Below are 22,547 nucleotides of genomic sequence, written 5' to 3'. Positions count from 1 at the left end.
TCCGTTGTGATCTCAGCATCGCGCCGAGGACGGAGTCATCTCTTTCATATGACTGTAGTGGCCTATGGCCGGAACCTTGGCAAGACAGATGACTAGGCGATCACCTCGGGCGCCGCGACAAGGCGGGCGTATGTGCCCCGGCGCGCCAGCAGGTCCTCGTGTCGGCCCTCCTCGACAATGCGGCCGGCGTCGAGAACGACAATGCGGTCGGCGCTGCGGATCGTCGACAGGCGGTGGGCAACGACCAGCACGGTGCGGTTCCGCCGCACCTCGGTCATCGCGGCGTGCAGCGCCTGTTCGTTCTCGGCGTCGAGGTTGGAGACCGCCTCGTCCAGGATCAGGATCGGGGCATCGCGCAGGATGGCGCGCGCGATCGCCAGCCGCTGGCGCTGGCCGCCCGACAGCCGGGCGCCGCGCTCACCGCAGATCGTGTCGTAGCCCTGGGGCAGGGCCAGGATGAAGTCGTGGGCCTGGGCCAAGCGTGCGGCTTGTTCGACCTCGGCCTGGGATGCGTCGGGACAGCCGAGCCGGATGTTGTCGGCCACCGTCTCGTTGAAGAGGTGGACGTCCTGCGGCACAGCCGCGATCAGGGTACGCAGCGCGCCCAGCGGCAGGTCGCGCACATCGACGCCGCCGATGCGCACGGCGCCACTGCCGGCATCCCAGAAGCGCAGCAGCAGATTGGCGCAGGTGCTCTTGCCGGCGCCGGAGCGGCCCACCAGCGCGACGGTCTCGCCCGGCCGGATGGCGAGGCTGAGATCGCGCAGGACGGCGCCGCGTCCGCCGCCGTAGCCGAAGCCGACATGCTCGAACTGGACCGATGTCTCCACCGGCACTGCCTGGCGGCCATGGTCGGCGACCTGCGGCTTCTGGTGGATGATCGACAGGATGCGCGCGGCGCCGGCCCGCAGCTCTCCAAGCTTGCGCGCGGTCTGGGTGACCTCGGTGATCGGGGCCAATGTCGCGCCGGCCAGCACGATGACCAGTGGGAACAGCGCCAGCGGCAAGTCGCCCTGCGAGACCAGTACGATTCCGACGATGGCGGCGGTCAGCACGGCGAGCGCCAGCAGGACATCGATGGCGGCCTGTTCGAGGCCCGAGCGCGAACCATAGCGACGCTGCTCGATCGCCACGGACCGGGATCGCACGGCCAGGCGATGGAGATAGGATTGCGCGAAGCCGAAGATGGCCAGTTCACGTTGGCCCTGGATGCCTTCGACGACATCGGCGTTGAGCGCGCCCAGGGCGGTCAGCAATGTGCGGCCTTGCTCGCCGGCGCGCCGTGCGAGCCAGAACGGCACGGAAGCCAGCAGCGGCAGGAACGGCAGCAAGGCCAGTGCGACCCACGGATTGACGGCGGCGAGCGCGATCAGGGCACCCAGCGGCACGATAACGGCGCCGATGTAGTCGCCCAGCGTATGGGCGTAGAAGATTTCCATCAGTTCGGCATCGGCGGTGGCGACGGCGGCGAGCTCGCCGGTGCGCTGGCCCAGCACGTAGCCCGGCGCTGCCCGCTCCAGCCCATCGTAGATGCCGACCTGCAGGATCTCGATCAGCGCGAAGGCGAGGTCGTGCGAGACATGCGCCTGCCACCAGCGCGCGATGGCCGCCACCAGGACCAGGCCGCCCAGCCACCAGAAGCCGGGGACGAGGCTGGCGGGCGTTGCGCCGGTGACGGCGCTGCCGACCAGCCAGGCGCCGATGCTCAGAGCGGCGGCCGTGGCCGCCTGGGCCAGGATGCCGGACAAGATCGTCAGCAGCAGCACGGTCTTGCGCGCCGATACCAGCGGGATCAGTCCCCACAGGCTGGGTGCGCGTGATGCCATCGTCGTCATGCCGCTTCTCCCTGCGCGAACGTCAGCTTGGAATAGAGGCCGCCGCTGGCGGCCAGGGCCGCATGGCCGCCTTGTTCCACGACCTTGCCGTCCTGCAGCACCAGGATGCGGTCGGCGCTGCGGATGGTGGAGAGGCGATGCGCGATGACCAGCGCGGTGCGCCGGCGCGCCAGCGTCTCCAGCGCATCCTGGATGGCGCGTTCGCTCGCCGGATCGACGTTCGAGGTCGCCTCGTCGAGCAGCAGGATCGGCGCGTCCTTCAGCAGGGCGCGCGCGATGGCGATGCGTTGGCGCTGGCCACCGGACAGATGCGCGCCGCGTTCGCCGACCTCGGTGGCATAGCCCTGCGGCAGGCCGGTGATGAAATCGTCGATGTGCGCCGCCTTGGCGGCGGCGTGGATTTCCGTTGTGCTGGCATCCGGCTTGGCAATCCGCAGGTTGTCCTCGACCGTGCCGTGGAACAGGTAGACGTCCTGGGAGACGACGCTCACCAGCGACCGCAGCTCGGCCAGTGTCATGTCGCGAAGATCGACACCGCCGATGCGGATCATGCCGGCCTGCGGATCGAAGAACCGCAGCAGCAGCGCCACGACGGTCGACTTGCCGGCGCCCGAGGGACCGACCAGGGCAACGAATTCGCGCTCCTTGACCGTGAACGACAGGGACGACAGCGCCGGCGCATCCTCGCCATAGGCGAAGGTGACGTTGTCGAAGCGGATATCGCTGCGTGAAGGCAGCGGTTTTGCCGTGATCGGCTCGCGCACGAGCGGCCGTGCATCCAGCAGATCCGCGATCGGGCCGACCGCACCGCTGGCGGACCAGGCGGTATGGAATTCCTTCTCCAGGCGGTCGAGCGGGCGAAACGCTTCGCGGGCGAGAAACAGGGTCATGAACAGCGCGACGGGCGCCAGGTCGCCGGCCGAGACGCGCCAGGCATTCACGGCCAGGACCACCGCGACGCCGCCCAGGCCGATCAAGCCGGTCAACCCGGTGCGCATCAGTGTCACGGCCAGTGTCGTCATCGATTCGCGCCGCAGCACGGCGGCGCGGCCGGCGAGTTCGGCGCGGCGACGCGCCGTGGCATCGAAGGCTTTGAGCGTGACGATGCCCTGCAGGCTGTCGAGGAGGTAGGCGGCGAACGCACCCATCGCGGCGAAGATCCCGGAGGACTTGGGCATTCGCCAGCGCAGCCACAGGTGATCGGCGATCGGCAGGGCGACGACGAAGGCACCCAGCAGGATCGCCGATCGCCAGTCGACGTAGGCCAGGCACAGCAGGACGCCGGCACAACTCGCCACCGCGACGAAGATCGTCGGCAGATAGCGGCTGTAGTAGCTCTCCAAGGCCTCGACGCCGGTGACGATCGTGGTCTGCAGGTCACCGGTCTGACGTTGCGCTGCGTAGCCAGGCCCGAGGTCCAGCAGCTTGCGCAGCAGTCGCTCGCGCAGGTGCTCTTTGGTGCGCCGGGCCGTCCGCTGGGCGGCGATCTCGGTCGCCCAGACCAGGATGCCGCGCATGCCGACCACGGCGGCAAAGGCGATGATCCAGGTGATCGCCGCCGACAATGCTTCGCCGCGAAACAGGGCCGCCAGCGCCAGGGCGAGGCATAGGCCTTGCGCCACATAGCAGGCCGTCACCAGGAGACCGAGCATGACACTGACGGCGATTGGACCGCCGATCGGTCCTGCCAGGGTCAACAGCTTTCTGTCCATGATCGCCATCCCCTCGATTGCGAGGTGGCAGACAATGACTGACTATCGGTCAGTCGTCAATGCAATTGAGAATGGATCGCATTTAGTTCGGCTTAGCGATGCACCGAAACGAACGACAGCGGCAACTCGGTGGTCGATTTGATCTCTTCCATGGCGAACATGGACGTCACGTCACTGAGGTCGACCTTGGCGATCAGTCGCTTGTAGATGGCGTCGTAGGCAGCGATGTCAGGCAATACCAGGCGCAGCAGATAGTCGATCTCGCCGCTCATGCGATAGCAGTCGACGATCTCGGGAATGTCGGTTACGGCCTTGGCGAATTTCGCCAGCCATTGCGCGTTGTGCTGGTTGGTGCGAACCGCGACGAACACCGTGACGCCGGCGTTGAGCGCCGCGCGGTCGAGCAGGGCGACGCGGCGGCGGATGATGCCGGCCTCCTCCAGCTTCTGGATGCGCCGCCAGCAGGGCGTGGTCGAAAGGCCAACCTTGGCGGCAACCTCCGCGACCGGCAAGGTGGCGTCGCGCTGCATGAGGCGCAGAATCTTCAGGTCGAATTCATCGAGAGATATCATTCTACGATCCTGCCCTATGGCGACATGATTTTCCTACAAACTGGCAAAACCGGCGCAAATCAGCAAACCCTTTTCCGCCCGGGAATCTAGTCTGGAGACAGGTTCGCAACGGCGACCTCAATTACCAGGAGTACTCATGCGTAAGCTCTTCGCCGCCTTCGCCGATCATCCTGCCACCGTGGGCGAAAGCTACGGCGAGCATATGGGCGTTGCGTTCAGCTTCGGCGGCCGCATGATCCTGGCGGGCCTGGCCTGCCTGCTGCACGGCCTGCTGCCGTTCCTGTTCGTGAAGACCGGCAGTACGGCGATCAGTGGTCTGCATCAGGAAATGGTGGCCCACCGGCGGCGGGATCACCATCCTGCGGCGGCGGTGACGAGTCCCGCCGAGTAGGCGGCTAGTCGATGCGGCCGATCCGGCGCACCACGTCGCCCAGCCGCGCGGCATCAGCCTCGAAGAATTTTCCGAACGCGGGCGCATCGAGATAGGCGACCGGTGAACCGGCGGTCGCCAACGCCGACTTCACGCTGTCGTGGTTGACGGCCTGCCGCAGCGCCTCGCGCAACTTGGTGACGATGGGCGCCGGCGTTCCGGCCGGCGCGAAAACACCCGACCAGATATAGTATTCGACGTCGTAGCCGAGCTCCTTGAGCGTCGGCACGTCCGGCAGTTGCGGCAGGCGCTGCGCGCTCCAGCTTGCCAGCGCCCGCAGCTTGCCGGCGCTGATGTTGCCGGCGGCGACGGAAGGGCCAAGCAGGCCGAGCTCGACTTCCTTGGCGAGGATGGCGCGCAATGCCGGGCCACCGCCATTGTAGGGCACGTGGCTCATCTTGATGCCGGCCACGGCCGCGAACATCTCGGTCGCGATGTGATAGGTGCCGTAGTTGCCGGATGACGAGTAGGGGATCAGGCCCGGCCGCTGCCGGGCGGCGTCGACCACATCCTTCAACGTGCGATATGGGCTGTCGCTGGTGACGACGAGCAGGGTCGGGTCGGCGGTGACGCGTGCCAAGGGCAGCAGCTGGTTGAGCTCGAACGCCGCGGGCCGCGCGAACAGACGATCGGCTTCGGGCAAGGTCGAGATGCTGGCCAGCCCCATCAGCAGGGTGTAGCCGTCGGCCTTGGCGGTTGCCACGGACGCCGTGCCGATCGCGCCGCCGGCACCGCCTTTGTTGAGGACCACGACGGGCTGGCCCAGCATCCGTTCGAGCGCTGCGGCCACAGGTCGCGCCGAGACATCGGCGACGCCGCCGGGCGGGAACGGTACGACCATGGTGATGGGCCGCTGCGGGTAGGCGTCATCGGCGCGTGTCTGGCTGACCGCCACGATGACCATGACCAGGGCGGCAAGAATTGTGCGCATCCGAGGCTCCAGGGCAGAAACGACGTGATCGATCGACAGGCATTTTGCGCCGGGCTGCGGGGTTTGTCGCGGCAGGTGCCTTAAGTTTGCCCATCCCTTGCTGATATCCTGCCATTTCTCGCGAAGATCAGGGAGCATCATGCCGCCACGCCGTCTTTTTCAGCGTCAACGTCCCCGTCGGCGATGGCTCAGGACCACTTTGGCTGTGACGTTGACGGCAGTTATTGGCGTCGGCGCTGTTCTGTGGGCGTGCGACTGGTGGATCGATCATGCGGCGCTACCCTATACAACGGACCGTGTCGATGCCGTGCCGCCAGCCGACGTGGCATTGGTGCTGGGCACAGCGCCGCGGGTCGCCGGTCAGCGCCGCAACCTCTATTTCGAGTATCGCCTGGACGCCGCCGCCGAACTGCAGAAGGCGGGCAAGGTGAAGTTTCTGTTGGTCAGCGGCGACAACCGTTACCGCGACTATGACGAGCCGACGGCGATGCGCGACGGCCTGATCGCGCGCGGTGTGCCGGCCGACGCCATCTATCGTGATTTCGCGGGCATTCGCACGCTCGATTCGGTTCTGCGGGCGCGCGACGTCTTTGCCCAGACGCGCTACGTCGTCGTCTCGCAGGGGTTTCACAATCATCGCGCCATTTGGCTCGCGCGGCAGAACGGGATCGAGGCCTATGGTTTCGACGCCCGGGACGTGTCGTTCGACGCTGCGCCGCAGGTCTGGGTGCGCCAGTATCTATCGGCCGGCCGCGCGGTGTACGACGTCCTGGCCGGCTCGACGGCCAACCACGGCGGGCCGCGCATCGAGATCGGCAGCGTGCCGCCGAATTAGCCGTCATTGTTCCTGCGGTACCGGCGTGATCGGTGATTCACCCGCAAAGTGAGCCTGAAGGTTGCGCAGCACCAGATCGGTCATGCCGCGCAAGGCACGTTCAGTGCCGCCGCCCAGGTGGGGGGTCATCACGACACTCTCCACCGTCGGCAGGCGCGGGTGCACCGGCGGTTCCTGCTCGAACACGTCAAGGCCGGCGCCTTCGATGACGTGGGCCACCAGTGCTTCAGCGAGCGCCGCTTCGTCGACCACCGAGCCGCGTGAGACGTTGACCAGATGACCGCGCGGCCCCAGCGCGCGCAGGAACTCGGCGTTGACCAGGTGCCGGTTGGTATCGTCGGCGCGACAGGCGACGACGACATAGTCGGCCCACTGGGCCAACGCCAGGGGCGTCTCGAAGTATGCGTAGGGGACGTCGTTACGTTGCCGGCGATTGTGGTAGCCGATCGTCATCTCGAAGGCTGCGGCGCGTGTCGCCACGCGTGTGCCGATGGCGCCCAGCCCCAGGATACCAAGCTTGCCGCCGCCCAGGCCGGCAACGGGTCCAAAGCGGCCGGACAGACGCGCGTCCCATTTGCCGGCGCGGATGAAGCGATCGGCTTGTGCGACGTGGCGCGTCGACGCAAGCAGCAGCGCCATCGCCATGTCGGCGACGTCGGCGGCGTTCACATCGGGGCTATGGGTTACCGCGATGTTGCGTCGGCGTGCAGCAGCAAGGTCGATGCGCTCGAAGCCGGTACCAAAGCAGCAGATGATCGACGCGTGCGGCAGGGCTGCCATCAGTGCATCGCTGGCGCCGATGCTGCCCACCGTCACCAGCGCGCGTGTCCGTGCCGCCATGTCGGCGGTGACCAGATCCGGGTCAGGCCTGGGGATCGAGCCGACGATATCAAAGGCGGCGCCGAAGGCGTCGCGAGTCGCACGCGCGAAGCCGAAGCCCAGCAGAATGCCAGGACGATCGTTTGTCTGCATCACGCCAATTCCCTCAACAACCAGAACGGATAGGAAACGTTAGCACGAAGGATGCCGCGGCGGCTCGTGGTGCGACACGAAAGAGGTGCAGCGTCGCACGAGGGTTGGCAAATTCCGTTGCAATGCGGCATGTTGCGCCGCGAAAACCCACAGGGACAGGTCCGCGCTGATGAAAATCGCCATCCCGAAGGAACGCCGGCCCAATGAAACGCGCGTTGCGGCGACGCCGGAGACCGTAAAGAAGTTGAAGGCGCTTGGTTTCGACGTCGTGATCGAGTCAGGTGCGGGGGCAGCGGCCGCCTATCCGGATGCCGACTACACGGCGGCCGGTGCCACGATGGCGGCCGATCCGGGCGCCACCTACGAGCAGGCGGATATCGTCTTCAAGGTCCAGCGGCCGATGATGGCGGATGAGGGCGACCTGGCCGAGGTCGACCTGCTGCGGCCGGGCACGACGCTGTTCGCGCCGCTGGGCGCGCTGGTCAACCGCCCGCTGGTCGAGGCGCTGGCGGCGGCCAAGGTCGATGCCTTTGCCCTGGAACTGACGCCGCGCATCACGCGCGCGCAGTCGATGGACGTGCTGAGTTCGCAAGCCAATCTCGCCGGCTACAAGGCGGTGATCGACGCGGCGGCAGAGTTCTCGCGCGCTTTTCCGATGATGATGACGCCCGCCGGCACCATTGCGCCGACCAAGGTCTTCATCATGGGCGTGGGTGTCGCCGGCCTGCAGGCCATCGCCACGGCGCGACGCCTGGGCGCGGTGGTCACGGCCACCGACGTACGGCCGGCGACCAAGGAGCAGGTCCAGTCGCTGGGCGCCAAGTTCATCGCGGTCGAGGATGATGAGTTCAAGGCTGCCGAGACCGCCGGCGGCTACGCCAAGGAGATGTCGGCAGCCTACCAGGCCAAGCAGGCCGCCCTGGTTGCCGACCATATCAAGGCGCAGGACATCGTGATCACCACGGCGTTGATCCCGGGTCGCAAGGCGCCTGTGCTGGTCACCGAGGACATGGTGAAGTCCATGAAGCCGGGATCGGTGATCCTCGACATGGCGGTCGAGCAGGGCGGCAACTGCCCGATCTCCGAGTTCGGCAAGACCGTGATCAAGCACGATGTGAAGCTGATCGGTCCGGCCAACCTGCCGGCCGGCCTTGCCACCGACGCCAGTGCATTGTTCGCGCGCAACCTGCTGAACTTCATCACGCCGCTGGTCGACAAGGAGACCAAGGCCTTGAAGATCAGCACCGACGACGAAGTGGTGAAAGGGTCGCTGGTCACGCAAGCCGGCGCCATCGTGCATCCATCGCTGACCACTGCGGCTTGACGGGAGACCAGGCATGAACGACGAACTTGCAGGTCGCGCCGCCGCGATCGCCAAACAGGCTGCGGAATTGGCCAAGTCATTGTCGGCATACGCCGACGCGGCCGCCGCCGCGGCCGCAGCGCCGGTGCAGCCGGCGGCGGCAGCCAGCGGCCATATGCCGTTCATCACCCTGCTGACCATCTTCGCGCTGGCCTGCTTCGTCGGCTACTACGTGGTCTGGCGCGTCACGCCGGCGCTGCATTCGCCGCTGATGGCGGTCACCAATGCGATTTCGTCGGTGATCGTGGTGGGCGCACTGCTGGCGGCCGGCCTGGCCGGTGGCACTGGCGCGGAAACCACGGCCAAGATCTTCGGCTTCGTCGCCGTGACGCTGGCAGCGGTGAACATTTTCGGCGGCTTCATCGTGACCCAGCGCATGCTGTCGATGTTCAAGAAGAAAACCGTGCCGGTGAAGAAGTAGGGCGGAGAAGCAGGCAATGACTCAGGAACTCGCGTCCTACGGCTACCTGATCGCAGCGATCCTGTTCATCATGTCGCTGCGGGGATTGTCATCGCCGGAATCGGCCCGCGCCGGCAATCTCTACGGCATCATCGGCATGGTGATCGCCATCGGCGTCACTGTCGCGATGCCCGGCGTCATGAGCTGGTGGCTGATCCTGGCCGGGCTGGTGATCGGCGGTGCTATCGGCACCTTCATCGCCATGCGCATCCAGATGACGGCGCTGCCGCAGCTGGTCGCCGCCTTCCACTCGCTGGTGGGCCTGGCCGCCGTGTTCGTGGCCGCCGCCGCGTTCCTGGCGCCCGAAGCCTTCGGCATTGGGGTACGCGGCAAAATCGCCACCGGCAGCCTGATCGAGATGGGCCTGGGCACCGCGATCGGCGCCATCACGTTCACCGGCTCGATCATCGCGTTCGCCAAGCTGCAGGCGATCATGTCGGGCGCACCGCTGGTGTTCCGCGGCCAGCACGCGCTGAACGCAGCGCTGGGCATCGCGCTGGTCGCGCTGCTGGTGTGGTTCGCGATCAAGGGCTCGCCGGTTGCCTTCATCCTGCTGATCGTCCTGTCGCTGACCTTGGGGTTCCTGCTGATCCTGCCGATCGGTGGCGCCGACATGCCGGTCGTGGTCTCGATGCTGAACTCCTACTCCGGCTGGGCGGCGGCCGGCATCGGCTTCACCTTGGCCAACACGGCGCTGATCGTCACCGGCGCGCTGGTCGGCAGCTCGGGTGCGATCCTGAGCTACATCATGTGCAAGGGCATGAACCGCTCGATCTTCAACGTGATCCTGGGCGGCTTCGGCACCGATGGCGGCACCGCGGTGTCGGCGGCCAAGAGCGACAAGCCGGTCAAAGCCGGCTCAGCCGAGGACGCGGCGTTCCTGATGAAGAACGGCGGCAGCGTCATCATCGTGCCGGGTTACGGCATGGCCGTGGCGCAGGCCCAGCACGCGCTGCGCGAGATGTCCGACCTGCTGAAGAAGGCCGGCGTGCAGGTGCGCTACGCCATCCATCCGGTGGCGGGCCGCATGCCGGGGCACATGAACGTGCTGCTGGCCGAAGCCAACGTGCCCTACGACGAGGTCTTCGAACTCGACGAGATCAACCGCGATTTCGCCGCTACCGATGTTGCCTTCGTGATCGGCGCCAACGACGTCACCAACCCCGCCGCCAAGACCGATCCCAAGAGCGCGATCTACGGCATGCCGATCCTTGAGGTCGACAAGGCCAAGACGGTGCTGTTCGTGAAGCGCGGCATGTCGTCGGGCTATGCCGGCGTCGACAACGAGCTGTTCTTCCGCGACAACACCATGATGCTGTTTGCCGACGCCAAGAAGATGACCGAGGACATCGTCAAGGCGCTCGAGCACAGCCACTAATTTCCTGGGAGCGCGGGCGTCCCGCCCGCATCAAGAGCGGGCCAGAGGCCCGCGGTCCCAGGTTCATCCCTTGGCGAGTCCGGCCTTCATCAGGATCGGCCTGATGTCGCGGAAGTATTTTTCCGCGAAGGCACGGTAGTCGGCCGGGCTCTTGTACCAGGGGCCCTGGATGTACTGATCCAGCAGCTTGTCGTGCGCCGGATCGGCCATGGCTTCCTTGAAAGCGTCGTGCACGGCCGTGATGATCGCCGGCGACAGATCCTTGGGGCCGACCAGTCCATAAGGGCTGAGGCCGACGGCCTTGATGCCGCGCTCGGTGAGCGTGGGGGCGTCGGGGAAGCGCGGGAAGCGTTCCTCGGTCGCCATGGCCAGGATACGCGCCTGCTTGGCCTCGACGAACGGTGCCCACTGGGCAGCGTCCGAAATGAAGTCGATGTGGCCGCCCATCAGCGCCTGCATCCACTCGGCGCCGCCCTTGTAGGGGACCGAGGTGAACTTCGCGCCGGTCGCCTGCTCGACCTCGATCATCAGCAGCTGGCCGGTGCCGCCGGCACCGCTGGTGCCGTAGTTGTATTTCTCCGGCTCGCGCTTGCCGGCCGCGATCAGCTCCTCGATGGTCTGCCAGCGCGAGTCGGTGCGCACGACGATGCCCATGGTGTAGGCCGACAGGCCGATGATGTAGGCGAAATCGCGCAGGGGATCCCAGCTGGTCTCCTGGTAGTGCGGATAGCGCAGGCTGTTGATGCTCATGCAGGCCAGCGTATGGCCGTCCGGCTTGGCATGCTGCATTTGTGCCGCCGCCAACGTGCCGCCGGCGCCCAGCTTGGGTTCGATCAGCACTTGCTGACCCAGCGTCTTGGTGGCGCGTTCGGCCAGGAAGCGCATATGGATGTCGGTGACACCGCCCGGCGCGAACGGATTATAGATCGTGATCGGACGGCTGGGCCGCCAGGCGGTCTGGCCGCGGGCGATGGCGGGAGCAGCCAGCACAGCAGTCGCGGCAAAAGCCGCGAAGCGGCGGCGGCCGATCGGCGACAAAGAGCGGAGGGGCGTCTGGCGGCGCGACACGATGCGGTCCTTTCGTAAGGTTGGCGCCAGCGACTACGCGAGTCGCCCGTCGCGATCAATCGAGCGTGGCCGGTGGACTCCGCACTGCGGGCCGGCAGACCGCCGTCGAAACGGAGGGTGCGAAAAAGCAAAACCCCCGCCAAGGCGGGGGCTTCGACAGGATCCGAACGTCGGAAGGCTAGTAGCCCTCGCGCTCCATACGCTTGCGCATCAGCTTGCGCACGCGGCGGACGGCTTCCGCGCGCTCACGCGCACGCCGTTCCGACGGCTTTTCGTAGTTGCGACGCAGCTTCATCTCACGGAAGACGCCCTCGCGCTGGAGCTTCTTCTTCAGCACGCGCAGCGCTTGATCGACGTTGTTGTCGCGAACCAGGACCTGCACTTGTTCTCACACTCCTCTCTGGAATGGGGTATCGAGCCGGGCAGACCCAGCACAGGGGGCGGGTGGTAACACAGCTTGCGGGGGATGGGAAGCCCGGGAGATTCGGTATTAAAGGCTTATTTCGCCTGCGGTGAGACCTACGAAAAGCCAAAAAATTCCTATATCTTGAAGAGGTTAGCCAGGAGCCTGCCGATGGACGACAAGCATGACGCCGGCGATGAGTTGCGGGACCGGGTCCTTGATGCCGTCCTGTTCAACGTCGCTTTCGACGGTTGGGGGCCTGCGGGCGTCCGGGCGGCCGTCCGCGATGGTTCGATCACGGCGGAGGACGCCGCGGTCGCCTTTCCCGGCGGTGCCGTGGAAATGATCGCCTATCACAGCGCCCGGGCGGACCGCCGGCTGGTCGAAGAGCTGGAGCGGCGCAACATTGCCGGATTGAAGATCCGCGAGCGGATTCCCTTGGGAGTCCGTGTGCGGCTGGAGCAGAACGCCGCCCACCGCGAGGCCGTGCGGCGCGCGCTGACCATCCTGGCGCTGCCCATCCACGCGCCGCTGGCGGCCCAGCTGCTCTATCGCACGGTCGATGCCATCTGGTACGCGGCGGGCGATCGTTCGGCCGACTTCAGCTTCTACACCAAGCGGGCGACCCTGGCGGCGGTCTACTCGTCGACCGTGCTCTATTGGCTCAATGATCGGTCCGACGGCATGTCGGCAACCTGGGCCTTCTTGGATCGACGCATCGAGGACGTGATGCGGTTCGAGCGCCTGAAGACCCAAGTCCGCGATTTCGGGGCCCGGTGGCGACCGGGCCCCGGTCCGGCACGCTAGGCGATCACCGCGGGCACTTGGGGCCCGAGCAGCCTGGACTCGCCGGTGGTGGTGGTGGCGGCGGCGGCGGTGCACTCCGTGCCGGTGCAGGCGCCGGGGCTGGTGATGGCGCCGGGCTCGAATATGACTTTTCCGGCGGTGAGTATGACGGCGCCGGTGGTGGTGAGTACGACGGTGCCGGTGGCGGGCTCGAGTACTTCACCGGCGGCGGCGAATAGGCCGGAGGAGGCGGTGGCGGCGGTGCCGCCGGCCGGGCGACAGGCGGCGGTGAATAGGAAGGCACGTTCTTTTCCCGCGGCGCTGGCGTCGAGTAGGAGGGCGGGCTGTACGATGGCGGCGTGTAGGCCGGCGGCGTATACGCCGGCGTCGGGGCCGCGGCTGCCGGGTACCGTTTGTCCGGTATGGCAGCGGGCGGCGGCGGTGGCGGCGCTGTCGTTGACCCCCCGCCAATCGGCTTTGTCGGCGGCGGCGTCACGGGCGGTGCGTCGCTGAGCACCCGGCACCGTCCGCCGCTGGGCATCTGGCCTGGCGGGCAGAGCGGTCGTGCAGCATGGCCACCGCCGCCACTCGCGTTCGTTCGTCGCCAGCGATCCCAGCGATGGCGGCGCCAGTAGTAGTCGTCATCGTACCAATACGGCGCCGGGTAGGCCGAGGATGGATAGGCATCAACCGGCGGATAAGGATTCGGGGTTCGTCCTGGATAGCCGCTGCCGCGCGCGATCATTGGATCGCCACTGCCGGCCGGCGCCAAAGCCAAGGTACACGGCTGCACCGCGCCGCCGCCCTGCGGCACGATACGGCCATTGGCTGTCAAGGAGCGCCCCAACAGGGTGCCGCTGAAGCTGGACAGCAGCGGCTGACCATCGGGCCCGATGCCGCGGCCGGTCAGGACCACCGTACCGCTGCCATCGATCGTTCCGTTCAGGATTTCATCGTTGTTTTCGGTCGCTCGCGATGCCTTGACCCGGCCACGACTTATAGTTGCAATCGCCGGTGCCGTGAATGCGGCGGCACTGGCGTTGCCGGCACATTGCCATGTGCCCTCCCAATCGCCATCCCAGCCAGCCTGTTGTGCGGATGCCGGAATGACAGCGGTTGAAGATAACAGGAATGCCAAAGCGAGACTTGATGTCGTGCGCATGGACAGTCACTCCCTACCACTTTAAGTGGAGTATTGTTCTTGACTTTAGGGAGATTTGACTGTCTTTGCGGCGCAATCAAGGCGGCCTGTGATCGCCTACAGAATCAGGCGATTGACGTGGCCCATCTTGCGTCCGGCGCGCGCTTTGCGCTTGCCGTAGAGATGAAGCTTGGCGCCGGGTTCCGCGACGATGCGTGGCCACTCGCTCACGTCATCGCCGATCAGGTTGGTCATCACCACCTGGCGCGCCTGAAGGTCGATCGCGCCCAGCGGCAAGCCGCACACCGCGCGCACCAGTTGCTCGAACTGGCTGGTGAGGCAGGCGTCCTGGGTCCAGTGGCCCGAGTTGTGCGGGCGGGGCGCCATCTCGTTGGCCAGCACGCGCCCGTCGCGGCCGATGAACAATTCGACGCACAACATGCCGATCAGGCCGAACGCTTCCGCGGCGCGTTGTCCCACGGCCTCGGCCTGGCGCAGCAGCGCATCGTCGAAACCGGCGGGGACCGTCGTGGTGTGCAGAATGCCGTTGCGATGCACGTTGCGGCCGACCGGAAAACAGCGTGCGTCGCCGGCGGCGTCGCGCGCCACGATCACCGATGCTTCGGCAACGAAGTCCACCAGACCTTCGACGATCAACTCGCGATGGCCCAACGCCGCCCATACCGCGGCAAGGTCGCTGCCGGCGTCCAGCCGCGCCTGACCCTTGCCGTCGTAGCCTTCAGTCGTGGTCTTGGCGATCGCGGGCAGGCCCACCTGTCGCACCGCGACGATGAAGTCGGCCTCGCTGGCGGCCAGCGCGAACGGCGCCACCGGGACACCGATGCCTTCGAAGAACGCTTTCTCGCGACCGCGATGTTGGGCGACGCGCAACAGCTCGGCGCCCGGGCGCACCGGCACCAGCGTTTCCAGGAACGCGACGCACGCCACGGGCACGTTTTCGAATTCGTACGTGACGACATCGACCTTGCCGGCGAATGTGCGCAGCGCGTTCTGATCCTCGTAAGGCGCGCGGGTCCACGCGGCCGAGACCGACGCGGCCGGCGACTCGGCGTCAGGCGCGAAGATGTGGCAGCTGTAGCCCAGATTGGCGGCCGCCAGGGCCGTCATGCGCCCGAGTTGTCCGCCGCCCAGGATGCCGATGGTCGATCCCGGTGCCAGCGCGCCCGATGTGCTCACGTTTCCTTCTCGTTGGTCGGATGGTCAGCGACGGCGTTGGTCTGGCGCGCGCGCCAGGCTTCGACGGCAGCCATGATCGTGGGATCGGACAGACCTACGATGCTGGCGGCCAGCAGGCCGGCGTTGGTGGCGCCGGCCTTGCCGATCGCCAGCGTGCCGACCGGGATGCCGCCGGGCATCTGCACGATGCTCATCAGGCTATCCATGCCCTTGAGCGCCGCGCTCTCGACCGGCACGCCCAGCACCGGCAGCGTGGTCATCGATGCGGTCATGCCCGGCAGATGTGCCGCACCGCCGGCGCCGGCGATGATGACCTGCAGTCCGCGGTCCTTGGCCGCCGACGCGTAGTCCATCATCCGCCGCGGCGTGCGGTGCGCCGAGACGATGCGTGCCTCGAACGGCACGCCCAGCGCCGTCAGGACATCGGCGGCGTGCCGCATCGTGCTCCAGTCGGATTGGCTTCCCATGATGACGCCCACCAGGGGGCGTGTCGCTGTGCGGGTTTTTCTTGTCGCCATGCCTCGTCTCGTGCCGCCCGGTCGCAAAATGGGCCGCGCCGAGGAGCGGCGAGTATAGAAATGAACGTTGCCGCCGCAAGTGCCCTGGCAGCGCAGGCGGGACGCCCGCCTTCCCAGGGGATCAAGGCACGACGTCGACCGGCTGCGGTTCGGCGACGTTGGGGATGTCCTGCAGCGCATCGAGCATGCGCCGGCACCAGGTCTGGGCCGTCACCGAGCGGACGCGGTCGAGCAGCGCGGCATGGCGCGCAATGCGCTCTTCGGCCGGCATCGACAGGGCCAGATGCAGGCTCTCGGCGATCTCGTCGGGATCGAACGGGTTGACCATCAGCGCTGCGTCCAGCTCGCGGGCCGCGCCGGCGAAGCGCGACAGCACCAGCACGCCGGGGTCGGCGGGATCCTGCGCCGCGACATATTCCTTGGCGACCAGGTTCATGCCGTCGCGCAACGGCGTGACCAGGCCGACCCTGGCGATGCGATGAAAGCCGGCGAGCGTGCTGCGCGACATGCTGCGGGTCATGTAGCGCAAGGGCACCCAGTCGAATTCGGCGAAGCGGCCGTTGATGTTGCCGGCCAGCTGGTCGAGCTCGCGCCGCAGCGTCCGGTACTGGTTGACATCCTGGCGCGAGCGCGCTGCGATCTGCAGGAAGCTCACTTTCAATCGGTGATCGGGAAATCGGCTCAACAGGCGGCGGAAACCCTCGAAGCGATGCGTCAGCCCCTTGGAATAATCCAGCCGTTCGACACCGAAGATCAGCGCACGGCCGACCAGGCTCTCGCGCAGGCGGCGTGCTTCCTGGCTGCGCGCGGTGCGTCGCGCGTCCTGCGCGAAGCTATCGGGATCGATGCCGATCGGATTGGTCAGCACGGAGATCGTCCGTCCGTCGCGGAAAATGCGGCGGCCATCGCCGATCTCGATGCCCAGCAACTGATGCAGGCAGTCGAGGAAGCCCAGGCGGTCCGGCTCGGTCTGGAAACCGATCACGTCATAGGCACACATCGCTTCCAGCAGGTGCTCGCCGCGCGGCAGCGCCGCGAAAACGCTGGCCGGTACGAACGGCGTGTGCAGGAAAAAGCCGACACGGTTGCGAATGCCCAGCCGCCGCAGTTCGTCGGCGAACGGCATGAAGTGATAGTCATGTACCCAGATCGTATCATCGGGCCGCAGCAGCGGCGCGAGTGCCGCGGCGAACTTGCGGTTCACCGCGAGATAGCCCTCGAGATACTCGCGGCGGAACTCCATCAGGCCGATACGAAAATGAAACAACGGCCACAGCGAGCCGTTGGAGAAACCGACATAGAAGCGATTATAGTCTTCGGTGGATAGATCGATGGTCGCGTAAGTGACCGACCCGGTCCTGTTGATGCTCACATCTTCAGGCGCATTCTGCCCGCTCGTCTCACCGCTCCAGCCAAACCACAGCACATCGCCGCGCAAAGCCTCGCGCAGGCCGACCGCCAGCCCGCCGGCGTCCGGCGTGCGGCCGGATGCCGGGACGCGGTTGGAAACGACTACGAGGCGCCCCATAGGCCCTCCTCCCAGCTCCGGCTGAGCCGCATCGCCGACAGGATGAGCCCGACCATGGAATACGTCTGGGGAAAGTTCCCCCACAGTGTGCCGTCACGCGGATCGATATCCTCGGACAGCAGTCCCACATGGTTCCGCCGTGCAAGAATATTCTCGAACAGTTCTAACGCTTGTTCCCGCCTTCCGGTTGCGGTCAGGGCATCGAGATACCAGAACGTGCATACCAGGAACGCGCAATCCGGCGGGCCGAAATCGTCGGCCTCGTCGTAGCGCATGACGAAACCGTTGCGCAGCAGGCGCTGCTCGACGATCTTGACGGTGTGCAGGAAACGCGGGTCATTGGCCTGCACGAAGCCGATTTCCGGCAACAGCAACAGCGACGCATCGATCTCCTGGCCGCCGAAACTGCCGGCAAACCAGCCGTCGGCATGCAGGGAACGGCGCATGATCTCGTCCTTGAGCGCCGCGGCGCGGCTTTGCCAGTCGGCGGCGTCTGCCTGCTGGCCGACGCGACCGGCGATCAGGCTCATGCGATGCAGCGCCGCCCAGCACATCGCGGCCGAGAACGTGTGCACGCGCTGGCGGCCGCGGAACTCCCAGATACCGGCATCGGGTTTCAGGGCATCCTTGGCCGCGCGTTTGGCAATCGGCTTCAGCAGGCGATAAAGATCGGCACCGCCGGGACTGGGCAAGCGTCCGTCCCAGAACATCTGGGCGGTCGCGAGGATCAGCGAGCCATAGACATCGTTCTGCCGCTGGCTGGCGGCGGCATTGCCGATACGCACCGGACCCATGCCGCGAAAGCCCGCGAGCGCCGTGGCTTCGATCTCGGTCAGCGAACTGCCGGGAACGATCGGGTAGAGCGGCATCATCGGTACGGTGCTCTGGCCCAGCACGGCGGCCAGCAGGTAGCGGATATAGTTCTCCATCGTGCGCGTGGCGCCCAGGCGGTTGAGCGCGTTGACGGTGAAAAACGAATCGCGCAGCCAGCAGAAGCGATAATCCCAGTTGCGGCCGCTGTCGGCCGACTCGGGCACCGATGTCGTCAATGCCGCGATGATGCCGCCGCTGTCCTCGAAACTGCACAGTTTCAACGTGACGGCGGCGCGAATGACCGCGTCCTGCCAGTCGAACGGAACGGCAAGCCCGCGCACCCAGGTTTGCCAGTAGGATGTCGTCTCCTCCAGCACCTCGCGCGCGAAGGTGTCGGGCTTGTCGGGCAGCGTCTCGTCGGGTGCCAGGAACAGGTTGATGGGGCGGTCGAGAACGAACTCGACCTCCTGCAGCAGGAACGTGATGGGCATATCCGTGGTGACACGGACCGTCAGTCCCGGCGAGGTGTAGCGGATGTGATTGCTGCCCGGGATCGGGTGCGCAGGAATGGCGCCATGATCATAGGACGGGCGGATCCTGACCTTGATGCGACAATGGCCGGACATCGGTTCGATGCGACGTACCAGCATCGGCGGCCGGAAGGTGCGTCCGAAGCGCTCGAAACGCGGCGCGAAATCATAGATGCGGATGCGCGCGCCATGGCGATCCTCCAGGATCGTCTGCAGTACGGCGGTGTTGCGCACATAGGCCTGCTCGGTGCGCGCGACGTCGCGCAGCTCCACGTCCATGAAGCCGGCATCCGGCGCATCGCCATTGAGCAGCGCATTGAAGATGGGATCGCCGTCGAGTCGCGGATGACAGTGAAAGACATGTCGCCCGTTGCGGTCCACCAGACTGGCGATGGCGCAATTGCCGATGGGGGCCAGGTCGAGCTGCCTCATCTCATGCCTCTCCGCTTTGCGTTGCTGCGGCACTGAGCCATTGACGGACACGCGCAGCGCTGCCGCCAAAAGTGTCGGCGACGTCCAGGCCGATGCCACCCAGCCGGCGCGCCGCGACACGCCCGCTCTCATCGGTCACATCATCGCCGATAAAAATGGGGATACGTCCATTGAACGGGGCCAGTGCCATCAGGCGTTCGATCGCCAGCCCCTTGTCGGCGTGACGCGGCCGTAGTTCGAAGGCGAAATGGGCCTTGAGGATTTCGTAGTCGTCGGCGCGCTCGCGGGCCAGTTCGCTCAGCAGCGCATGGACATCGGGACCGCGATCGGGTGCCAGCCTGTAGTGCAGCGCCAGCGAGTACGGTTTGGGTTCGACGATGGTGCCAGGCCATTGGCTGCATGCCGCCTGGGCGCGGGCGATCCAGTGGGACGGCAGTGCCGACACCGGCGCCAGAGCCTGTTGAGAACCGTCGGGCAGTCGGGCGGACGCACCATGATTACCGGCAACCGGCAACACCAACGGCGCCAGCAGTCGATCAATGTCGTCAAGCGGGCGCCCGGTGACAATGGCGAGGGCACCGTGCAGCCAGCCGTGGAGGCGGCGCAGGACGTCGACCAGACCTTCAGGCACCACGACGGCCGTCGGCGTCAGGGCAAGATCGAGCAGCGTTCCGTCGAGATCGAGGAACAACGCACAGTCGGATCGCAACGCCGGCGGTTGCGAGGGAGGCCCAGGGGGAGGGGGAGAAGATTCAATTGCCGGAGGACTCGTCATCCGGGAAACATCGTGTCCCGGCGCCGCGCGGTCAACCTATTGCTTACATTGTGAAATTCACAGACAACTAGGCGATGATATCGGGAATTAACTTGCTTTCGAGTACCGCAATCTGGTCCTTGAGGCCCAGTTTGCGTTTTTTGAGGCGCTGGAGCTGGATCATGTCGAACGGCGCCTTCTCGGCAAGCCGCGCAATCACTTCGTCCAGGTCACGATGTTCCTGTTGTAGCGCCGCCAGTTTGGCGCGGATGGCGTCGAGATCGAGTTCTTCCATCGGATGCAGCCAAACCCCTCCAGACGCTACCCTAGCAAAGGAACGCCCCCGGGTGTACGGGTCTCGTGCGTCGGCGCCAAGCGGTCTTTGGCGCGATTGCGGGGTGGCGTCTCTGCGATGATGGCCATGATGGCCCGGCGATGAGCGATTTCCTGCCGCATCCGTTCTGGAACTTTTCACTCGAGGTCTATGCCGCCGAGGGTGTCGCCGTGTCGTGCCTGGCCTTGCAGGAGCGGCGCCAGGCCAATGTCAACGTCCTGCTGCTCTGCGTGTGGCTCGGTGCATCCGGCCGCGGCACCCTGACCGTCGATCGCCTCAAGACATTGCTGGCGGAGATCGAGCCGTGGCAGTCCGGCGTCGTGCGTTTGGCGCGCGCGATGCGCCAGCGCATCAAGGACGGCGATTGGTCGACCGTGCCGGCGGAAACCGTGCAGGCCGCCCGCCGACGGGTCGCTGACGCCGAATTGGCGGCCGAGCATGTCGAGCAGCTCATGCTGGCGGCGCACTGGCCGCTGCCCGGCGATCGCGACCGGCCGTTGCACCAGCGCTTGCGCGCCGCCGTCGGCAATCTCGGCGTCTACGCCGTCTGCCTTGGTGTGACGCCCGACGCACGTGATCGCGAGTCGCTGCTGCCGCTGGTGGCCGCGGCATTCCCGACTCTGCATGAGATCGAGGTCGAAGGCGCTCTGGGGATCACCCGCTGATGGCGCCAGCCCGCCGGACCGCCAGCTGGTCGATGGCCACAGCCGATGGTCCGCGCGAGCGCGTGGTGGTGATCGGTGCCGGGATGGCCGGGTTGGTCGCGGCGCGCCTGCTGCACGACAGCGGATTCGACGTGACGGTGCTGGAGGCACGCGATCGCATCGGCGGGCGCGTGTGGACCGAGAACACGCTGGGTGTGCCCATCGATGTGGGCGGATCGTGGGTCCATGGTGCCGATGACAATCCCCTGACGGACTGGTGTGCGGCGCTGGGAGTCGACCTGGTCGAGACGCTGGGCGATCGTCACCTGATCGTCGACGGTACACCGATGAGCTACGCCGACACGCAACGACGCGCATGGCGGGGACGGCTGGCACTGTCCACGGCGCTGCGGCTGGGTGCTTGGCGGGCGCAACGTCTGGCGGCGCACGGCCAGCCGCGTGCGGTGTCGTTGGGGGCAGCCGCCGAACCGGTCCTGCGCGCATCGTGGCTGCCCGAATTCGATCGACAGGTCATCGCCCAACTCGTGTCGATGGGTGAGGGCGTGCAGGGCGCGCCGGCCGATCGCCTGGCGATCGAAGAGTGGTTTCCCAACGACGGCTTCAAGGTCAACGCCATGCCGCGGGGTGGGTTCGGCGCACTTCTCGATGATGCGGCCCATAATCTTGCCATCCGGCTCGATACGCCGGTGCGGCGCCTGCGCTGGTCGGACGCCGGCGTGACGGCACAGACTCAGGGCGGCGAGGTCACGGCCGATCGTGCCGTGGTGACGCTGCCGGTCGGGCTGCTGCGCGACGACGCCATCACGATCGAACCACCGATGCCGGCCGATCAGCGCGCCGCAATTGCGCGCATCGGCTATGGCGATGGCGTGCTGGGCAAGATCTACCTGCGGTTCCCGCGTGCGTTCTGGCCGAAAGGTATCTACCGCTTTCAGTCCCTGCCGCCATCGTCGGAGGCGCGCGGCGCGTTCAACACCTGGCTGTCGCTGGAACGCGAGACCGGTGCGCCGATCCTGCTGAGCTTTGCCAACGGGCGGGCCGCCGTGCGCCTGGAACGCACGTGCAGCGACGAGGAGGTTCGCGATACCGCCATGGCGACGCTGCGCCGGCTGTTTACCGACGTGCCCGATCCGGTCGGCTGTCGCTATACCCGATGGCTCACCGACCCCTGGGCCATGGGCAGCTATTCCTATCCTGCCGTCGGCAGCCTGCCCGAGGACCGCGCGGCGTATGCCCGACCGTTGGGAGAGCGCGTTTTCTTCGCCGGCGAAGCGACCGAGCGCGACGACTACGGTACGGTTCATGCCGCGCTGAACTCCGGCGAACGCGCCGCTGAAACCGTGTTTCGGCTGGCCACCGGCATTGCGCCGTCGCGCCAGGAGCGGCCGTGGCGCGCGGGGCGACAGCCGGCTTGACGGCCTGGCGCGGCACAGCCACATTACAATTTAATAGCTGTTCAATTGTGAGAGCATGCGCAAACCAGTCGTAAAGACCCAACGTCTCGACTTGCCGGAAGACCGCGCCACGCAGCTCGCCGACCTGTTCCGGTTGCTGGGCGACACCAGCCGGCTGCGCATCGTCGCGGCCTGCCTGGAGCAGCCGACCGCCGTCTCGGCGATCGCCGAGAAGCTCGACCTGTCGCTGTCGCTGGTCAGCCACCACCTGCGGCTGTTGAAGGCAGCACGCATCGTGCGGGCCGAGCGGCAGGGCAAGAACGTCTTCTACGCCGCCGATGACGAACACATCCGCCGTGTGATCGTCGACATGCTGGAACATGTCGCCGAGCAGCGGGACGAGGACTGACGCTACGCCTGGGAGCGCGGGCGGGACGCCCATAGGCGCTAACTTACGATAAACGGCGGGAAGGATCTCCTGCGTCGCCGTCGTGGC

At 66.5% G+C, this 22,547-nt stretch carries 23 protein-coding genes; 9 read left to right on the top strand and 14 right to left on the bottom strand.

Annotation, left to right across the window (positions count from 1 at the left end; translation table 11 throughout):
* Nucleotides 1-92: 92 nt before the first annotated feature.
* From FQU96_RS42795 to FQU96_RS26515, 3 genes are all read right to left on the bottom strand, one after another.
* Nucleotides 93-1,835 carry an ABC transporter ATP-binding protein gene (locus FQU96_RS42795; protein ID WP_146544385.1) on the bottom strand — a complete coding sequence of 581 codons (1,743 nt, stop codon included), beginning with the start codon at nucleotides 1,833-1,835 and terminating at the stop codon, nucleotides 93-95.
* Complete coding sequence (locus FQU96_RS26520; RefSeq protein ID WP_146544384.1) at nucleotides 1,832-3,547, bottom strand: ABC transporter ATP-binding protein; 1,716 nt, start codon at nucleotides 3,545-3,547, stop codon at nucleotides 1,832-1,834. Before FQU96_RS26520 ends, FQU96_RS42795 begins: the two co-directional genes overlap by 4 nt.
* Before the next feature lie 92 nt (nucleotides 3,548-3,639).
* Nucleotides 3,640-4,119 (bottom strand): Lrp/AsnC family transcriptional regulator, encoded by a 480-nt coding sequence (locus tag FQU96_RS26515; RefSeq protein ID WP_146544383.1) that lies wholly within the window; start codon nucleotides 4,117-4,119, stop codon nucleotides 3,640-3,642.
* A gap of 136 nt (nucleotides 4,120-4,255) precedes the next feature.
* On the opposite strand from FQU96_RS26515, the gene FQU96_RS26510 reads away from it, so the two are divergent.
* Nucleotides 4,256-4,510, top strand: coding sequence for a DUF6356 family protein (locus FQU96_RS26510; protein WP_146544382.1), 255 nt, complete (start codon nucleotides 4,256-4,258; stop codon nucleotides 4,508-4,510).
* A 4-nt stretch (nucleotides 4,511-4,514) separates the two neighbouring features.
* Here FQU96_RS26510 and FQU96_RS26505 read toward each other — a convergent pair whose 3' ends face one another.
* Nucleotides 4,515-5,480, bottom strand: a complete 966-nt coding sequence (locus tag FQU96_RS26505; protein WP_146544381.1) for a tripartite tricarboxylate transporter substrate binding protein — start codon at nucleotides 5,478-5,480, stop codon at nucleotides 4,515-4,517.
* 211 nt (nucleotides 5,481-5,691) lie between these two features.
* Between FQU96_RS26505 and FQU96_RS26500 the strand changes: the two genes are divergently transcribed.
* The gene (locus FQU96_RS26500; protein WP_218574873.1) at nucleotides 5,692-6,315 is read left to right on the top strand and encodes a vancomycin high temperature exclusion protein; all 624 of its coding nucleotides are present in this window, start codon (nucleotides 5,692-5,694) and stop codon (nucleotides 6,313-6,315) included.
* Between the two features lie 3 nt (nucleotides 6,316-6,318).
* Here the strand turns inward: FQU96_RS26500 and FQU96_RS26495 are convergent, their stop codons facing one another.
* Nucleotides 6,319-7,287, bottom strand: a complete 969-nt coding sequence (locus FQU96_RS26495) for an NAD(P)-dependent oxidoreductase (protein WP_146544379.1) — start codon at nucleotides 7,285-7,287, stop codon at nucleotides 6,319-6,321.
* A gap of 169 nt (nucleotides 7,288-7,456) precedes the next feature.
* On the opposite strand from FQU96_RS26495, the gene FQU96_RS26490 reads away from it, so the two are divergent.
* Genes FQU96_RS26490 through FQU96_RS26480 form a run of 3 tightly spaced genes read left to right on the top strand, consistent with a single transcriptional unit; the run spans nucleotide 7,457 to nucleotide 10,488 of the window.
* Nucleotides 7,457-8,611, top strand: a complete 1,155-nt coding sequence (locus FQU96_RS26490; protein ID WP_146544378.1) for a Re/Si-specific NAD(P)(+) transhydrogenase subunit alpha — start codon at nucleotides 7,457-7,459, stop codon at nucleotides 8,609-8,611.
* Nucleotides 8,612-8,624: 13 nt separating this feature from the next.
* Nucleotides 8,625-9,071, top strand: coding sequence for an NAD(P) transhydrogenase subunit alpha (locus tag FQU96_RS26485; RefSeq protein ID WP_146544377.1), 447 nt, complete (start codon nucleotides 8,625-8,627; stop codon nucleotides 9,069-9,071).
* Nucleotides 9,072-9,087: 16 nt separating this feature from the next.
* A complete protein-coding gene (locus FQU96_RS26480; protein ID WP_146544376.1) occupies nucleotides 9,088-10,488 on the top strand; it encodes an NAD(P)(+) transhydrogenase (Re/Si-specific) subunit beta in 1,401 nt (466 codons plus the stop codon).
* 63 nt (nucleotides 10,489-10,551) lie between these two features.
* On the opposite strand, the gene FQU96_RS26475 is transcribed toward FQU96_RS26480, so the two are convergent.
* Entirely contained in the window at nucleotides 10,552-11,556 is a 1,005-nt protein-coding gene (locus FQU96_RS26475; RefSeq protein ID WP_146544375.1) for a tripartite tricarboxylate transporter substrate binding protein, read from the bottom strand.
* A 178-nt stretch (nucleotides 11,557-11,734) separates the two neighbouring features.
* Nucleotides 11,735-11,938: a 30S ribosomal protein S21 gene (gene rpsU / locus FQU96_RS26470; RefSeq protein WP_119266477.1), complete on the bottom strand. Its 204-nt coding sequence runs from the start codon at nucleotides 11,936-11,938 to the stop codon at nucleotides 11,735-11,737.
* 192 nt (nucleotides 11,939-12,130) lie between these two features.
* Between rpsU and FQU96_RS26465 the strand changes: the two genes are divergently transcribed.
* Entirely contained in the window at nucleotides 12,131-12,766 is a 636-nt protein-coding gene (locus FQU96_RS26465; RefSeq protein ID WP_178130715.1) for a COQ9 family protein, read from the top strand.
* A gap of 4 nt (nucleotides 12,767-12,770) precedes the next feature.
* On the opposite strand, the gene FQU96_RS26460 is transcribed toward FQU96_RS26465, so the two are convergent.
* The 7 genes from FQU96_RS26460 to FQU96_RS26430 all read right to left on the bottom strand — a co-directional run bounded on the left by FQU96_RS26460 (nucleotide 12,771) and on the right by FQU96_RS26430 (nucleotide 19,953).
* A complete protein-coding gene (locus FQU96_RS26460; protein WP_146544373.1) occupies nucleotides 12,771-13,661 on the bottom strand; it encodes a hypothetical protein in 891 nt (296 codons plus the stop codon).
* A gap of 342 nt (nucleotides 13,662-14,003) precedes the next feature.
* Nucleotides 14,004-15,083 carry a 5-(carboxyamino)imidazole ribonucleotide synthase gene (locus FQU96_RS26455; protein ID WP_146544372.1) on the bottom strand — a complete coding sequence of 360 codons (1,080 nt, stop codon included), beginning with the start codon at nucleotides 15,081-15,083 and terminating at the stop codon, nucleotides 14,004-14,006.
* The gene (gene purE, locus FQU96_RS26450; RefSeq protein ID WP_146544371.1) at nucleotides 15,080-15,601 is read right to left on the bottom strand and encodes a 5-(carboxyamino)imidazole ribonucleotide mutase; all 522 of its coding nucleotides are present in this window, start codon (nucleotides 15,599-15,601) and stop codon (nucleotides 15,080-15,082) included. The genes FQU96_RS26455 and purE overlap by 4 nt, the downstream gene beginning before the upstream one ends.
* 121 nt (nucleotides 15,602-15,722) lie before the next feature.
* Nucleotides 15,723-17,129 (bottom strand): trehalose-6-phosphate synthase, encoded by a 1,407-nt coding sequence (locus FQU96_RS26445; protein ID WP_146544370.1) that lies wholly within the window; start codon nucleotides 17,127-17,129, stop codon nucleotides 15,723-15,725.
* Complete coding sequence (locus tag FQU96_RS26440) at nucleotides 17,114-18,904, bottom strand: glycoside hydrolase family 15 protein (protein WP_146544369.1); 1,791 nt, start codon at nucleotides 18,902-18,904, stop codon at nucleotides 17,114-17,116. The genes FQU96_RS26445 and FQU96_RS26440 overlap by 16 nt, the downstream gene beginning before the upstream one ends.
* A gap of 1 nt (nucleotide 18,905) precedes the next feature.
* A complete protein-coding gene (otsB, locus tag FQU96_RS26435; protein ID WP_218574871.1) occupies nucleotides 18,906-19,613 on the bottom strand; it encodes a trehalose-phosphatase in 708 nt (235 codons plus the stop codon).
* A 133-nt stretch (nucleotides 19,614-19,746) separates the two neighbouring features.
* On the bottom strand, nucleotides 19,747-19,953 hold the full coding sequence (locus tag FQU96_RS26430; RefSeq protein ID WP_119266469.1) for a YdcH family protein: 207 nt from the start codon (nucleotides 19,951-19,953) through the stop codon (nucleotides 19,747-19,749).
* Between the two features lie 140 nt (nucleotides 19,954-20,093).
* Between FQU96_RS26430 and FQU96_RS26425 the strand changes: the two genes are divergently transcribed.
* Genes FQU96_RS26425 through FQU96_RS26415 form a run of 3 tightly spaced genes read left to right on the top strand, consistent with a single transcriptional unit; the run spans nucleotide 20,094 to nucleotide 22,460 of the window.
* Nucleotides 20,094-20,657, top strand: coding sequence for a TIGR02444 family protein (locus tag FQU96_RS26425; protein ID WP_146544367.1), 564 nt, complete (start codon nucleotides 20,094-20,096; stop codon nucleotides 20,655-20,657).
* On the top strand, nucleotides 20,657-22,072 hold the full coding sequence (locus FQU96_RS26420; protein ID WP_146544366.1) for an FAD-dependent oxidoreductase: 1,416 nt from the start codon (nucleotides 20,657-20,659) through the stop codon (nucleotides 22,070-22,072). The genes FQU96_RS26425 and FQU96_RS26420 overlap by 1 nt, the downstream gene beginning before the upstream one ends.
* 55 nt (nucleotides 22,073-22,127) lie before the next feature.
* Nucleotides 22,128-22,460 carry a helix-turn-helix transcriptional regulator gene (locus FQU96_RS26415; RefSeq protein ID WP_146544365.1) on the top strand — a complete coding sequence of 111 codons (333 nt, stop codon included), beginning with the start codon at nucleotides 22,128-22,130 and terminating at the stop codon, nucleotides 22,458-22,460.
* The last annotated feature ends 87 nt before the right edge of the window (nucleotides 22,461-22,547 follow it).

Source organism: Reyranella sp. CPCC 100927, assembly GCF_007859315.1.
Lineage (GTDB): Bacteria > Pseudomonadota > Alphaproteobacteria > Reyranellales > Reyranellaceae > Vineibacter.
This window is presented reverse-complemented; position numbering and strand designations above follow the sequence as displayed.